This is a genomic window from Streptomyces tendae (genome assembly GCF_014650435.1).
GTDB classification, from domain to species: domain Bacteria; phylum Actinomycetota; class Actinomycetes; order Streptomycetales; family Streptomycetaceae; genus Streptomyces; species Streptomyces tendae.
Map to the genome: position 1 here is coordinate 461313 of NZ_BMUY01000005.1, position 12708 is coordinate 474020.

The following is a 12708-nucleotide window of genomic DNA, read 5'->3' on the forward strand; positions in this document are numbered from 1 at the left end:
GGCATCCGCGACCGCGGATGCTGCGAGGTGGAAGGCGTACCGGAACATGACGCCGATCATTGCCGACGCTTCGTCGCACGTCGAATGGTTTTTGGGGGAACGGGAGTTCGACACCTGCCGTCGTCCCGTGTACCGGGGTCCGGCTAGGGACCGATGGTCCGCAGCGCCTCCCGGACGGACAGCGGCGCCAGGCGGGCCCGGTGCTCGGCCACGAAGGCGCGCACGGCGTCCGGATCGGTCTTGGCGTACTCGCGCAGGCACCAGCCGACGGCCTTGCGGACGAAGAAGTCGCCGTGGCCCGACCGGCGCACGCAGTAGCCGAAGAGGCGGTCGGTGTCGGTGTCTTCCTTGTAGCGCAGCTGGTGCAGGAGCGCCGCGCGGACCAGCCACAGGTCCTCGTCCTCGATCCAGGCGTCCATGTCCCGCGTGAGGCCGCGGTCGGCGGTGACCAGTCCACCGACGACGTGCGCGGCGAGCAGGTCGACGGTGTCCCACCAGGGGACGGTGGTGAGCAGGTGCCGGACGACGGGCAGGAATCCCGACGAGCAGTGCGTCACATACCGGCGCAGGTAGTCGACGGCGAAGTAGTGGTACTCGCGCTCGGGCAGCCGCCAGCAGCGCAGCGCGACCGCGGTGCAGTCCGACTCGTCCGGCCGGGGCACGCCTGCCAGCACGGTGCGGGACAGGGAGCGGCGAACGGGCGAGGTCATGCCCAGGAACGGCGCCACGTCCCTCATGTACGACCGGAGTCCGACGGCCCGCTCGGGGTCGGCCGCGGTGGGGTACTCGGCGGTGAGCCGCTCCAGTACCGTGTCGGCGAGGGCGCTCGGCGGCGAGTCCGGAATCGGCCGGGCTGTGACGCTCATGAGACGCACCATACGGCGATCACACACATTTGTCGGTTAGTGTCACCGGATGCTCGATGCCACCACCCGCTCTGGGGGCACCGCCTCGGTCTCTCCCCGGACCGCCGCCGAACTCGCCGTCACCGCCGCAGGACCGGTCGCCCCGACCGGCTTCGCCGCGCGTGTGACGAGAGTGCTGCTGTCGCCGTGGTCCCGGCTCTCCCTGCTCGTAGCCCTGCTGGCCTCGGCCGCGACGACGGTGGTGCTGTTCCAGCCGCAGCAGTTGCTGACGAACGGCTGGCCACCACAGCTCGGGGGCGCCGCGGCGGCCCTTGCGTACGCGGTGGCGTACGGGCTGTGCACGGTCGCCTTCGTGCCGCGCCCGCTGCTCAACCTGGCGGCCGGCGCCCTGTTCGGCTCACAGCTGGGGCTGGCCTCCGCGATCGCGGGGACGGTGCTCGGCGCCGGGGTCGCCTTCTGTCTCGGCCGGGTCCTCGGCCAGGAGGCGCTGCGCCCGCTGCTGCGGGGCAAGTGGCTGAAGGCCGCGGACGGGCAGCTGAGCCGGCACGGTTTCCGGACGATGCTGGCGATGCGGCTCTTCCCGGGGGTGCCCTTCGCGGCGTCCAACTACTGCGCGGCCGTGTCCCGCATGGGCCTGCTGCCCTTCCTGCTGGCGACGGGGCTCGGCTCGATCCCCAACACCGCTGCCTACGTCGTCGCGGGCGCCCGTGCCTCGACGCCGACCTCCCCCGCCTTCCTGATCGCGCTGGCATGCATCGCCCTGCCGGGGCTCGCGGGCGCGGTGGTGGCCTGGCGCAAGCGGCACCGGCTGCGCGGGCGCTGAGCGGGTCCTGAGCGCGCGCCGAGCCGATGCCGACGAGGCGTTAGACCGCTTCCAGGATCATGGCGTTGGCGAGGCCGCCGGCCTCGCACATGGTCTGCAGGCCGTAGCGGCCGCCGCGTTCGTGCAGGGCGTGCACGAGGGTGGTGGTCAGGCGGGTGCCACTGGCGCCGAGGGGATGACCGAGCGCGATGGCCCCGCCGTGCACGTTGACCCTGTCCAGGTCGGCGCCGGTCTCCTGCTGCCAGGCCAGTACGACGCTCGCGAATGCCTCGTTGACCTCGAAGAGGTCGATGTCGCCGAGGGAGAGCGACGCCCTGCGCAGCACCTTCTCGGTGGCCGGCACGACACCGGTGAGCATCAGGAGCGGGTCGGAGCCGGTGACGGCGAAGCTGTGCAGTCGGGCGAGGGGACGCAGGCCGAGGCGGGCCGCGGTCTCGCTCGACGTGATCAGCACGGCCGAGGCGCCGTCGTTGACCGGGCTGGCGTTGCCCGCGGTGACATTCCACTCGATCTGCGGGAACCGTTCGGCGAAGGCCGGGTCGTGGTAGGCGGGCCGGAGACCGGCGAGGACCTCGACGCCGGTGTCCGGACGCACGCACTCGTCGCGCGACACACCGTCCAGGGGCGCGATCTCGGCGTCGAAGCGGCCGGTGTCCCAGGCGGCCGCGGCCTTGTGGTGCGAGGAGACGGCGAAGGCGTCCATGCGCTCCCGGGTGAGCGACCACTTCGCGGCGATCAGCTCGGCGCTGATGCCCTGCGGGACGAGCCCCTCCGGATAGCGGGCGGCGACTCCGGGACCGAACGGGTCGGCGCCGGGCGGCACGTTCGACCACATCGGCACCCGGCTCATGGACTCGACCCCGCAGGCGACGACGAGGTCGTACGCCCCGGCGATGACGCCCTGCGCGGCGAAGTGGACGGCCTGCTGGGAGGAGCCGCACTGCCGGTCCACGGTGGTGGCGGGGACGGACTCGGGGAAGCCCGCCGAGAGCAAGGCGTAGCGGGTGGTGTTCATGGCCTGCTCGCCGACCTGGTCCACGGTGCCGCCGATGACGTCGTCGATCAGCGCCGGGTCGACACCCGACCGCTCGACCAGGGTGCGCAGCGTGTGGGCGAGGAGTTCCACGGGGTGGACGTGGGCGAGGGCTCCGTTCGGTTTGCCCTTGCCCATGGGAGTGCGTACGGCTTCCACGACGACTGCGTCACGCATGGTGCGGGCCTCCGGTGCTCGGTGGTCGGTGCTCGGTGGTCGGCGGACTGCCGGTGGGTGAGGAGCAGCGACTACCAGTGAGTAGGAAATCTGGACTCACCATATCCTGGCGGGTTGGAAATTCAAACCCTCTTCCTCTGCTCGCCTAGACTGGCCGGCATGGCCGCCGCTCCCAAGAACCCGCGCCCCTGCTCCATCGCCGACACCCTGGCGCTCGTCGGCGAGAAGTACTCCCTGCTCGTCCTGCGCGAGATCTGCCTCGGCAACGGCCGCTTCGACCAGCTGGTGCGCAACACCGGCGCCCCGCGCGACATCCTCGCCACCCGGCTGCGACGGCTCGTCGACGCGGGGATCGTGGCCAAGGAGCCGTACAGCGAGCGCCCGCGGCGCTTCGAGTACCGGCCGACCCGGGCGGGCCTCGAGCTGGAGCCGGTCCTGATGACCCTCATGGCGTGGGGAGACCGGCATCTGCGCGCGGAGGGCGACCGCCCCATGGTGATCGAGCACGCCTGCGGCCACGAACTGGTCCCCCAGGTCACCTGTCCCGCCTGCGGCGACACCGTCCGCCACGAGGACCTGACCGCCCATCCTCAGACCCCGGGCTGGACGGTGGCGGGCCCCGCGGTGGCGTAGGGGGGCCGCTCCCCCGCTGCTCACCCCCGTCGCTCCGGGTTCATTTCGGGGCGCTACGCTGCCCCTCGGCACGCCAGGTCCCGATCACCGCACGCGACGGTTCGGCGTGTCCGCCGACCGTTTATCGCCGTTCCTCGATCGCCGCTTGGACTGACGTAACTCCATGTCTTGGTTTGAATCCCTCGTCCTCGGACTCGTCCAGGGGCTGACCGAGTTCCTGCCCGTGTCCTCCAGCGCGCACCTGCGGCTGACCGCGGCGTTCTCCGGCTGGCACGACCCGGGCGCGGCCTTCACGGCGATCACGCAGATCGGCACCGAGGCCGCGGTGCTCATCTACTTCCGCAAGGACATCGGGCGGATCATCTCGGCGTGGACGCGTTCGCTCGCCGACAAGTCGATGCGCCACAACCCCGACGCGCGCATGGGCTGGCTGGTGATCGTCGGCTCGATCCCGATCGGTGTGCTGGGCCTGACGCTGAAGGACCAGATCGAGGGTCCGTTCCGCGACCTGCGGATCACCGCGACGATGCTGATCGTCGTCGGTGTGATCATCGGCATCGCCGACCGGATGGCCGCCCGGGACGAGAAGGGCGGCCGGCACCGCGCCCCGCAGCAGCGCAAGGAGCTGGAGAACCTGGGCGTGCGGGACGGCCTGATCTACGGCCTCTGCCAGGCGGCGGCCCTCATCCCCGGCGTCTCCCGCTCCGGCGCGACCATCAGCGGCGGACTCTTCATGGGCTACCGGCGCGAGGCGGCCGCCCGGTACTCGTTCCTGCTCGCGATCCCCGCGGTGCTCGCCTCCGGCGTGTTCGAGCTGAAGGACGCGATGGAGAGCGACCACGTCTCCTGGGGACCGACGCTCTTCGCCACGGTCATCGCCTTCGCCACCGGGTACGTGGTCATCGCCTGGTTCATGAAGTTCATCTCCACCAAGAGCTTCATGCCGTTCGTCTGGTACCGCATCGCGCTCGGCGTCGTCATCATCGCCCTGGTGGCGGCGGGGGTACTCAGCCCGCACGCCGCGGAGTCCGCCGGCTGAGGCGAACCGCTTGTGTAGCCGTCCGGTAGCGCAGTGTCAGTGCTTGCCCCTAGGCTTGTCGGCATGTCCCCCGATTACGTGACGCCTGGTTCCGTGCGGTCCGCCGCGGAACTGAACGATCAGATCCGCGCGCTGTGGCGGCGCGCGGGCGGGACCCTGTCCGCGCAGGAGCGCGTGGAGTACGAGCTGCTGGTGGTCGAGTGGGCGAGCGCGATCCGCGGCGAGGTCATCGAGGCGGCCTGAGCCGCGGGGGCCGCCCTGCCGCGCAGACGACCCCGTCCCCGGTTTCGTTCAGCGTCCGCCCGCCACCCGGAGCACCGTCCCCGTCGTGTACGACGCCTCGGGCGACAGCAGCCAGGAGATCGCCGCGGCGATCTCCTCCGCCCGGCCCGCACGCCCCATCGGCACCGCCGCCCCCATCCGCGCGGCCCGGCCGGCGTCGCCCGCCGCCGCGTGCATCTCGGTGTCGATCACCCCGGGTGCGACGGCGTTGACCCGGATCCCGTCCGGGCCGAGTTCCTTGGCCAGGCCCAGCGTCAGCGCGTCGACACCGGCCTTGCTCGCCGCGTAGTGCACGTACTCCCCCGGGCTGCCGAGGGTCGCGGCGCCCGACGACACGTTCACGATCGCGCCGCTGCCCCGCGGCGTCATCAGCCGCGCGGCCCGCCGGGCGCACAGCAGCACCCCGAGCAGGTTGACGTCGAGGACCCGGCGCAGGTCCGCGGTGTCGCTGTCGGCGAGCCGCCCCAGCGGGCCGGTCACGGCCGCGTTGTTCACCAGCCCCGTCACCGGGCCCAGCCGCTCCTCCGCCACGTCGAAGAGCCGCTCGACGTCGGCCTCGACGGACGTGTCCGCCCGCACCGCGACCCCGCGGCCTCCCGCGTCGCGCACCCCCGCCACGACCGTCTCGGCGGCCGCGGAGTCGCGCGCGTAGCCCACGACGACATCGTGCCCGTCCGCCGCGAGGCGCAGACAGGTCGCCGCACCGATCCCCCGGCTGCCGCCGGTGACCACCGTGATGGGTCGTGCCATGAGGTACCTCCACATTTGATCGATCATCGATCACCTTAGACGGAGGTCTCACGCGCCGGACAGGCTTCGGTGTGATCAACTGAATTCGCCCTCGTCGCGTGGGCACACTGGGGGAACCAACGGGTAGGGATCGTCGGTAGGGAGGAGTCCATGAAGACGCTCGACCACTGGCTCGCCTCCCCGTGGCGGCGCTCGGCCGTCGCCGTGCTCGTCGGGGCCCTGCCCGTGCTGGCCTTCCCCGGCCCGGCCCTGTGGTGGTGGGCCTGGTTCGCGCTGGTCCCCTGGATCCTGCTGGCCCGGACCGCGCCGGGCGGCAGGCGGGCCGCGTACGACGGGTGGTGCGGCGGGTTCGGGTTCGTGCTCGCCATGCACCACTGGCTGCTGCCCAATCTGCACGTCTTCACCTTCGTCATCGCCGCGCTGCTCGGCGCGCTGTGGGTCCCGTGGGGCTGGCTGGTGCGCCGGACGCTGGGCGGGGCGCCGTCCACCGGCCGGGTCGCGGCGGCCCTGGTGGTGCTGCCGTCGGGCTGGCTGCTGGCGGAGCTGGTCCGCTCCTGGCAGGGGCTCGGCGGCCCCTGGGGGATGCTCGGCGCCAGTCAGTGGCAAGTGACCCCAGCGCTGCGGCTCGCCTCGGTGGGCGGCGTGTGGCTGCTCAGCTTCCTGGTGGTGGCCGTCAACGTCGCCCTCGCCGTTCTCGTCGCCGTACGCCGGGCGAGGGTGCCCGCCCTGGCCGGGCTCGTCGCCACCGCCGCGGCCACCTCGGCCGCCTGGGTCTGGTCGCCGCGCCCCGGCACCGAGGAGCGGGCCGCGATCGCCGTGGTGCAGCCGGGCGTCGTCGCCGGGGCGGACAGCGCCGACCGGCGGTTCGACCGCGAGGAACAGCTGACCCGGCGGCTCGCGGACCGGGACCTCGACCTGATCGTCTGGGGCGAGAGCAGCGTCGGCTTCGACCTGGACGACCGCCCGGACCTGGCCCGGCGACTCGCCGCGCTGTCCCGGGAGACCGGAGCGGACATCCTGGTCAACGTGGACGCACGGCGCTCCGACAAACCCGGCATCTACAAGAGTTCGGTGCTCGTCGGCCCCGAGGGTCCGACCGGCGACCGGTACGACAAGATGCGGCTCGTCCCCTTCGGCGAGTACGTGCCGTTCCGTTCCGTGCTCGGCTGGGCCACCTCCGTCGGCAAGGCGGCCGGCGAGGACCGCAGGCAGGGCACCGAGCAGGTGGTGATGAACGTGGGCGACGGCCTGCGGATCGGGCCGATGGTCTGCTTCGAGAGCGCGTTCCCCGACATGAGCCGCAGCCTCGTCGCCGACGGCGCCGAGGTGCTGGTCGCCCAGTCCTCGACCTCGACCTTCCAGCACACCTGGGCGCCCGAGCAGCACGCCTCGCTCGCCGCGCTGCGCGCCGCCGAGACCGGCCGGCCGATGGTGCACGCGACGCTGACCGGGGTCTCCGCCGTCTACGACGCGAGCGGCGCCCGGATCGGCTCCTGGCTCGGCACCGACGCGAGCGCCTCGCGGGTGTACGAGATCCCGCTCACCCACGGCACCACGCCGTACGTCCGCTACGGCGACTGGACGGTGTACGCGGCGCTGGGGACCCTCGCGATCTGGGGCGCTGCCGAGGGCGTACGGACGGTGCGGCTCAGGCGGAGCGGTCGAGCACGGCCCGCACCACCCGCTCGCACAGCTCATGGGTCTCCAGCGCGTCCCGGGCGCTGAGCACCCGGCCGGCGCGCACCGCGTCGAGGAAGGCGAGCACCGCCTGCTCGATGCCGCGCTGGCGGGCCACGGGAACCCAGTCGCCGCGCCGCCGCACGGTCGGCTGGCCCTTGTGGTCGATCACCTCGGCGAGGTTGACCACCTGGCGCTTGGTGTCCTGCCCCGAGACCTCCAGGATCTCCTCCGCCGAGCCGCTGAGCCGGTTCATCACGCCGAGCGCGGTGAAGCCGTCACCGGCGAGCTGCAGCACGACGTGGTGGAGCAGGCCGTCCTCCGCGCGGGCGCGCACGGTCACGTCGTCGACCGGCCCGGGCACCAGGAACCTCAGCGTATCGACGACGTGGATGAAGTCGTCGAGGATCATCGTGCGCGGGTCCTCGGGCAGTCCGGTGCGGTTCTTCTGCATGAGGATCAGCTCGCGCGGGTGCTCGGCGCACTGCGCGTACCCGGGGGCGTGGCGCCGGTTGAAGCCGACGGCGAGGCTGGTGCCGCGCTGCTCGGCGAGGGTCACCAGGCGTTCGGAGTCGGCGAGTTCGTAGGCGAGGGGCTTGTCGACGTAGGTGGGGACGCCGGCGTCCAGCAACCGGGACACGATCTCGGGGTGGGCGGCGGTCGGCGCGTGTACGAAGGCGGCGTCCGGGCCCTGGGCGAGCAGCGCGTCGAGGTCGGCGTGGCGCTGCGCCGGCGGGATGCGCAGCTTGTCCCCGACCCGGTTGAGGGTGGCGGGGGTGCGGGTCTGCAGGTGCAGTTCGATCCCGGGGAGGGCGGCGAGCACCGGCAGGTATGCCTTCTGCGCGATGTCGCCGAGTCCGATGCAGCCGACCTTCACGGGATGTGCTCCTCTAACGCTCGTTACGCTCGCCGACCTGGGTCCGCCGGGAAGCATACGGGGGCTGCGGGGGCCGCCAGTCGGCGATGCCGTCGAAGCCGCGCAGGAACAGGGCGGGTCCGGCCTTGGACAGGGCGAGGATCGCGGCGTCGCGGACCGCGATCCCGGCGCGGTTGCTCATCAGGTTGAGGCGGGCCACCTTGACGGCCTGCCGGGCGATCGCGGTGGTGCGGGGCAGCCGGGCGGCGGAGTAGGCGGCGAGGTCCCGGCTGTGGTGGGCGAGCACGACCGCGTCCTCGATGGCCTGGTTGCCGCCCTGGCCGAGGTTGGGCGGCATCGCGTGCGCGGCGTCCCCGAGGAGGGCGACCCGGCCGCGGTGGTAGGCCGGCAGCGGCTCCGCGATGTGGTGGACGTCGTGCCGCAGGACGTCCTCGGGGCGGGCGGCGGCGAGCACGGCGGGGATCGGGTCGTGCCAGTCGCCGTAGCGGTGCAGCAGTTCGGCCTTCTCGTCGGCCGCGTGTCCGCCGGCGGGGGTGACGGCGGCGGCGTAGGAGTAGACCCGGCCGTCCTTGAGCGGGTGCGTGCCCCAGATGCGACCGCGGCCCCAGGTCTCGTGGGAGGCGAACTCGACGCCCGGCACGGGTATCACGGTCCGCCAGGTGGTGAAGCCGGAGTAGACGGGACCCGGGTGGTCCGGGAAGAGCGCGCGGCGCACCACCGAGTGGATGCCGTCGGCCGCGACGACCAGGTCGGCCTCCAGTTGACCGGCCGGGGTGCGGACGGTGGCCGGGCGGTCGCGGTCCCCGGGGTCGGCCACCGTCGCGTCGGCGGCGGTGCGGACCGCGTCCGGCGGCAGCAGCGCGGCGAGGCTGTCGATGAGGGTGGACCGGTGCAGCAGCACCAGCGGACCGCCGAAGCGTGCCGCCGCCGCCTCGGCGCTGGACCGGGAGAGCCAGCGTCCGCCGGGGGTGCGCAGTCCGCCGTCGCCCTGCCAGGCGGCGAGGTCGCGGATCTCCTCGCCGAGGCCGATCACGTCCAGGGCGCGCAGGGCGTTGGGCGACAGCGAGATGGCCGCGCCGATCGGGCGGAGCGAGGGGGCGCGCTCCAGGACGGTGACCCGCAGGCCGCTTTGGTGCAGGGCGGCCGCCGCGGTCAGGCCGCCGATGCCGCCGCCGATCACGACGGCGCTCCTCGTGCGTGTCATGACTGTCCTCGGCATTCTCTTCGACGCGGTTCTCTTCGATGCGGTTCTCTTCCACATGGGTTCACTACAGTTGCAGTGGCTCACTACAGCTGTAGTAGCTCCTGACGTCGACTGTACTACAGCCGTAGTGGGGCAGGTAGGTTGATCTCCATGTCCGCACACACCGCGTCCCCCGGCCTCCCGGCGGGAGCCTCCCGCGCCGATCTGGTCGCCGACGCCGCCCTGGCCCTGCTCGCCGAGCGCGGGATGCGCGGCCTCACGCACCGGGCGGTCGACGAGAGGGCGGCACTCCCGCAGGGCTCCACGTCCAACGTCGCGCGGACCCGGCAGGCGCTGCTGGAGCTGGCGGTGCGGCGCCTGGCCGACCGGGAGTCCAGGGTGCTGGCGCTGCACGAGATGCCGGACCCGCGCGCCGGGCTCGCCGCCCTGGTGGACGCGCTGGCGCTGGCGACGCACCGCGCCCTGACCGGCAACCGCGCGCTGACGCTGGCCCGGTACGAGCTGGCGCTGGAGGCCACCCGCCGACCGGAGTTGCGGGCGCACTTCGACGCGGCGGGCGGCCGCTTCCGCGAGCAACTGGGCGCCCTCGTCACCGCGATGGGCTCGACCGACCTGGACCGTCACGTGCTCTCGCTGGTCGCCTGGGCGGACGGTCTGATGTTCAGCTGTGTGGCCGGGTCGTTCCACGCCGAGGTGCCGAGCCTGAAGGAGGTGCGCTCGGGGCTGCGGGAGCTGCTGAACGGCATGCTGGGCGACCTGCCGTCGAGCTGAAAACTCCTGGTGGGGACGGCCGGTCTGGGCGAGGATGCCGGGATGACGACCGAACGCCGCGAACCCGCGACCGACGCCGACGAACGCACCATGCTGGAAGGCTGGCTCGAGTACCACCGGCAGACCCTCGACTGGAAGTGCGAGGGGCTCACCGACGAGCAGTTGAGGACGGCCGTCGTCGCGCCGTCGACGCTGTCCCTGATGGGACTGGTGCGGCACATGGCGGAGGTGGAGCGCAGCTGGTACCGCAGGGTGCTGGCGGCCGAGGACGCGGGCCCGATCTACTACTCGGACGAGGACCCGGAGGGCGAGTTCCGGCTCACCGAGGCGGACGCGTTCGCCGAGGCCCGCGCCACCTGGCAGGCCGAGATCGAGGCGGCCCGGCGCAACGCGGCCGGCGTACCCCTGGGCGAACCGACCCGGGGCAGGCACCTGCGCACCGGTGAGCGCTACACCCTGCGCTGGATCCACACTCACATGATCGAGGAGTACGCGCGGCACAACGGGCACGCGGACCTGATCCGCGAGCGCCTGGACGGAGCCACCGGGGACTGACGTCACCTCCGGTCGCCCCAGGGCCTCCGTACGGGGCCGGAGATCACCCGTGCGGGGCAACCTCCGCTCGTCGGGCGCCGGTCGCAGGGCCCGAAGCAGCAGAGTGGCGCGGGTGCATCGAACGACGACCACCGCAACGCTTCTGGTGACCGTGGCTGTCTCGGCCCTGACCGGTTGTACGACGGTCCGGGGCCCGGCCGCGGCCGACCCGTCGGCGGCGGGCGCCCGCTCGTCCGCGCCGCGTCCGGAGGGTCCGGCCGAGCCCCGGGTCGTTCAGGCCCCGGCCCGGGAGGCGCTGGAGATGATCGGCCCCTCCCCGTCCCCGGAGCGTGCCGACGGGACACCGCGCCGTACGAAGCCCCCGGCGACCCCGGCCGCGCCGCACCGTCCCCCGGCCGCCCACGCCCCCGAGCAGCGGCCCGCCCGTCCGGCGGCACCGGAGCACACCCGTGCGCCCGCGACGCCCGGGCCCCGGGTGCCGGATCTGCCCGGCCCGTCCGGCGACCGCACCGGTGGCAAGGCGGACGTGTGCTCCCTCGGCAAGCAGTACGGCGGTTGGCGGCCCGGCAGCCCCGAGGCCCGCATCTGCGAGGACGCCTACGGCCGCTGACACGACACCTCCCTAGGGCCGCTGCCGCGGTGGGCGGCCCCGTCCCTCGGGGCGGTCGGGTCCGCCCGTGCCCCGTTCGGTGCCGTCGAGGCGCAGCTCCAGGCGGTCGATCGAGGCGCGTACGCCCTCTTCGTAGGGCCCGGGGGCGAGGGAGTGGGCCGCGGCGCGGGCGCGCCACAGGTGCAGCCGGGCGGCCTCGCGGTGACCGAGCCGGTCGTAGTCCGCCGCCACGTTCAGGTGGAGCGAGGGGTAGAGGGCGCGGGCGGCGGGCGTGCCCTCGTGCCGGTCGGCGAGCAGGTCCTCCGTCAGCTCCTCGGCGGCGGACAGGGCCCGCAGGTCCCAGGCCAGCTCCTCCTCGGGGTCGTCCTGGGTGTCGGCCAGGTAATGAGCCAGCGTGCAGCGGTGCAGGGCGTCGCCGTGCTCGCCGATCTCCGCCCACAGGCCGAGGAAGCGGTGCCGGGCCTCCTCGCGGTCGCCCGCGTGATGCAGCATGGCGACCTGGCCGATCCGCGTCAGCACCGCATCGGGCGCCGCCTGCCCCTGTCCCTTCGCCACCGCGTCCTCCGTGCCCTCGTCGGCTGTCCCGACGACGCTAACCGCACGCGTCCGCTTTGCCCGTCAGGCGGCACCGGGGTGCGCTCGGGCCGGTCGGCGACGGACCGGCCCGGGACCGGAACCGCTCAGCCCAGGTTCGGGATGGTCCAGTCGATCGGCTCGTGGCCCTGCCCCGCGACCGCCTCGTTGATCTGCGTGAAGGGCCGGGAGCCGAAGAACTTCTTCGCGGACAGCGGGGAGGGGTGCGCCCCCTTGACCACGGCGTGCCGCGCCTCGTCGATCAGCGGCAGCTTCTTCTGCGCGTAGTTGCCCCACAGCACGAACACCGCCGGGTCGGTCCGGGCGGCCACCGCACGGATCACCGCGTCGGTGAACAACTCCCAGCCGCGGGACTTGTGCGAGTTCGCCTCACCGGCGCGGACCGTGAGGACCGCGTTGAGCAGCAGGACGCCCTGCTTCGCCCACGGCATCAGATAGCCGTTGTCCGGGATCGGGGTGTCCAGCTCCGCGTGCATCTCCTTGTAGATGTTGCGCAGGGACGGCGGGACCTTCACGCCCGGCCGGACCGAGAAGCACAGCCCGTGCCCCTGGCCCTCGCCGTGGTACGGGTCCTGACCGAGGACCAGCACCTTCACCCGGTCGAACGGCGTGGCCTCCAGTGCGGCGAAGACCTCCTCGCGCGGCGGGTAGACGGGGCCGTTCGCCCGCTCCTCCTCGACGAACTCCATCAGCTCCTTGAAGTAGGGCTGTTGCAGCTCGCCGCCCAGCACCTCGCGCCAGGACTCGGGCAGCATGGCGATGTCGGTCACGTCGACTTCCTTACGCTGTGCGGTCGCTTCCACTGCCCAAGAACCTA

At 73.0% G+C, this 12708-nt stretch carries 15 protein-coding genes; 8 read left to right on the forward strand and 7 right to left on the reverse strand.

The features are described from left to right. Nucleotides 1–143 precede the first annotated feature (143 nt). Complete coding sequence (locus tag IE258_RS16925) at nt 144–866, reverse strand: DNA alkylation repair protein (RefSeq protein ID WP_189744285.1); 723 nt, start codon at nt 864–866, stop codon at nt 144–146. Between the two features lie 49 nt (nt 867–915). Here IE258_RS16925 and IE258_RS16930 point away from each other — a divergent pair, with 49 nt between their 5' ends. Next, on the forward strand, nt 916–1689 hold the full coding sequence (locus IE258_RS16930) for a TVP38/TMEM64 family protein (RefSeq protein WP_189744287.1): 774 nt from the start codon (nt 916–918) through the stop codon (nt 1687–1689). Nucleotides 1690–1729: 40 nt separating this feature from the next. Here IE258_RS16930 and IE258_RS16935 read toward each other — a convergent pair whose 3' ends face one another. Continuing rightward, complete coding sequence (locus IE258_RS16935) at nt 1730–2899, reverse strand: thiolase family protein (RefSeq protein WP_189744289.1); 1170 nt, start codon at nt 2897–2899, stop codon at nt 1730–1732. A gap of 159 nt (nt 2900–3058) precedes the next feature. Here IE258_RS16935 and IE258_RS16940 point away from each other — a divergent pair, with 159 nt between their 5' ends. The 3 genes from IE258_RS16940 (at nt 3059) to IE258_RS16950 (ending at nt 4814) form a co-directional block, all read left to right on the forward strand. After that, the gene (locus IE258_RS16940) at nt 3059–3532 is read left to right on the forward strand and encodes a winged helix-turn-helix transcriptional regulator (protein ID WP_189744291.1); all 474 of its coding nucleotides are present in this window, start codon (nt 3059–3061) and stop codon (nt 3530–3532) included. A 163-nt stretch (nt 3533–3695) separates the two neighbouring features. Continuing rightward, nucleotides 3696–4571, forward strand: coding sequence for an undecaprenyl-diphosphate phosphatase (locus tag IE258_RS16945; protein ID WP_127893882.1), 876 nt, complete (start codon nt 3696–3698; stop codon nt 4569–4571). A 63-nt stretch (nt 4572–4634) separates the two neighbouring features. After that, a complete protein-coding gene (locus IE258_RS16950; protein ID WP_127893888.1) occupies nt 4635–4814 on the forward strand; it encodes a hypothetical protein in 180 nt (59 codons plus the stop codon). Between the two features lie 48 nt (nt 4815–4862). Here IE258_RS16950 and IE258_RS16955 read toward each other — a convergent pair whose 3' ends face one another. Beyond that, the gene (locus IE258_RS16955) at nt 4863–5603 is read right to left on the reverse strand and encodes an SDR family NAD(P)-dependent oxidoreductase (RefSeq protein WP_159324790.1); all 741 of its coding nucleotides are present in this window, start codon (nt 5601–5603) and stop codon (nt 4863–4865) included. Nucleotides 5604–5753: 150 nt separating this feature from the next. Between IE258_RS16955 and lnt the strand changes: the two genes are divergently transcribed. Then, nucleotides 5754–7328 (forward strand): apolipoprotein N-acyltransferase, encoded by a 1575-nt coding sequence (lnt, locus tag IE258_RS16960; RefSeq protein WP_189744293.1) that lies wholly within the window; start codon nt 5754–5756, stop codon nt 7326–7328. Here lnt and IE258_RS16965 read toward each other — a convergent pair. Together IE258_RS16965 and IE258_RS16970 are read right to left on the reverse strand one after the other, a co-directional pair. Next, nucleotides 7252–8157 carry a Gfo/Idh/MocA family protein gene (locus tag IE258_RS16965; RefSeq protein WP_189744295.1) on the reverse strand — a complete coding sequence of 302 codons (906 nt, stop codon included), beginning with the start codon at nt 8155–8157 and terminating at the stop codon, nt 7252–7254. The two genes, lnt and IE258_RS16965, sit on opposite strands and share 77 nt — an antisense overlap. Before the next feature lie 13 nt (nt 8158–8170). Next, nucleotides 8171–9361: an FAD-dependent monooxygenase gene (locus tag IE258_RS16970; protein ID WP_189744297.1), complete on the reverse strand. Its 1191-nt coding sequence runs from the start codon at nt 9359–9361 to the stop codon at nt 8171–8173. A gap of 150 nt (nt 9362–9511) precedes the next feature. On the opposite strand from IE258_RS16970, the gene IE258_RS16975 reads away from it, so the two are divergent. The 3 genes from IE258_RS16975 (at nt 9512) to IE258_RS16985 (ending at nt 11297) form a co-directional block, all read left to right on the forward strand. Beyond that, nucleotides 9512–10132: a TetR/AcrR family transcriptional regulator gene (locus tag IE258_RS16975; protein WP_189744299.1), complete on the forward strand. Its 621-nt coding sequence runs from the start codon at nt 9512–9514 to the stop codon at nt 10130–10132. Nucleotides 10133–10174: 42 nt separating this feature from the next. Further along, on the forward strand, nt 10175–10687 hold the full coding sequence (locus IE258_RS16980) for a DinB family protein (protein ID WP_189744300.1): 513 nt from the start codon (nt 10175–10177) through the stop codon (nt 10685–10687). A 103-nt stretch (nt 10688–10790) separates the two neighbouring features. Then, a complete protein-coding gene (locus IE258_RS16985; RefSeq protein ID WP_189744302.1) occupies nt 10791–11297 on the forward strand; it encodes a hypothetical protein in 507 nt (168 codons plus the stop codon). A gap of 12 nt (nt 11298–11309) precedes the next feature. Here the strand turns inward: IE258_RS16985 and IE258_RS16990 are convergent, their stop codons facing one another. After that, nucleotides 11310–11852 carry a hypothetical protein gene (locus tag IE258_RS16990; RefSeq protein ID WP_189744304.1) on the reverse strand — a complete coding sequence of 181 codons (543 nt, stop codon included), beginning with the start codon at nt 11850–11852 and terminating at the stop codon, nt 11310–11312. Nucleotides 11853–11977: 125 nt separating this feature from the next. Then, nucleotides 11978–12661: a uracil-DNA glycosylase gene (gene ung, locus IE258_RS16995; protein WP_161377171.1), complete on the reverse strand. Its 684-nt coding sequence runs from the start codon at nt 12659–12661 to the stop codon at nt 11978–11980. Nucleotides 12662–12708 lie beyond the last annotated feature (47 nt).

Bases quoted from the DNA above. Each gene is read 5' to 3' on its own strand.
- IE258_RS16950 (WP_127893888.1), top strand. From the start codon at position 4,635: ATGTCCCCCGATTACGTGACGCCTGGTTCCGTGCGGTCCGCCGCGGAA.
- IE258_RS16975 (WP_189744299.1), top strand. From the start codon at position 9,512: ATGTCCGCACACACCGCGTCCCCCGGCCTCCCGGCGGGAGCCTCCCGC.
- IE258_RS16945 (WP_127893882.1), top strand. From the start codon at position 3,696: ATGTCTTGGTTTGAATCCCTCGTCCTCGGACTCGTCCAGGGGCTGACC.
- IE258_RS16970 (WP_189744297.1), bottom strand. From the start codon at position 9,361: ATGACACGCACGAGGAGCGCCGTCGTGATCGGCGGCGGCATCGGCGGC.
- IE258_RS16925 (WP_189744285.1), bottom strand. From the start codon at position 866: ATGAGCGTCACAGCCCGGCCGATTCCGGACTCGCCGCCGAGCGCCCTC.
- IE258_RS16980 (WP_189744300.1), top strand. From the start codon at position 10,175: ATGACGACCGAACGCCGCGAACCCGCGACCGACGCCGACGAACGCACC.
- IE258_RS16935 (WP_189744289.1), bottom strand. From the start codon at position 2,899: ATGCGTGACGCAGTCGTCGTGGAAGCCGTACGCACTCCCATGGGCAAG.
- lnt (WP_189744293.1), top strand. From the start codon at position 5,754: ATGAAGACGCTCGACCACTGGCTCGCCTCCCCGTGGCGGCGCTCGGCC.
- IE258_RS16955 (WP_159324790.1), bottom strand. From the start codon at position 5,603: ATGGCACGACCCATCACGGTGGTCACCGGCGGCAGCCGGGGGATCGGT.
- IE258_RS16930 (WP_189744287.1), top strand. From the start codon at position 916: ATGCTCGATGCCACCACCCGCTCTGGGGGCACCGCCTCGGTCTCTCCC.
- IE258_RS16940 (WP_189744291.1), top strand. From the start codon at position 3,059: ATGGCCGCCGCTCCCAAGAACCCGCGCCCCTGCTCCATCGCCGACACC.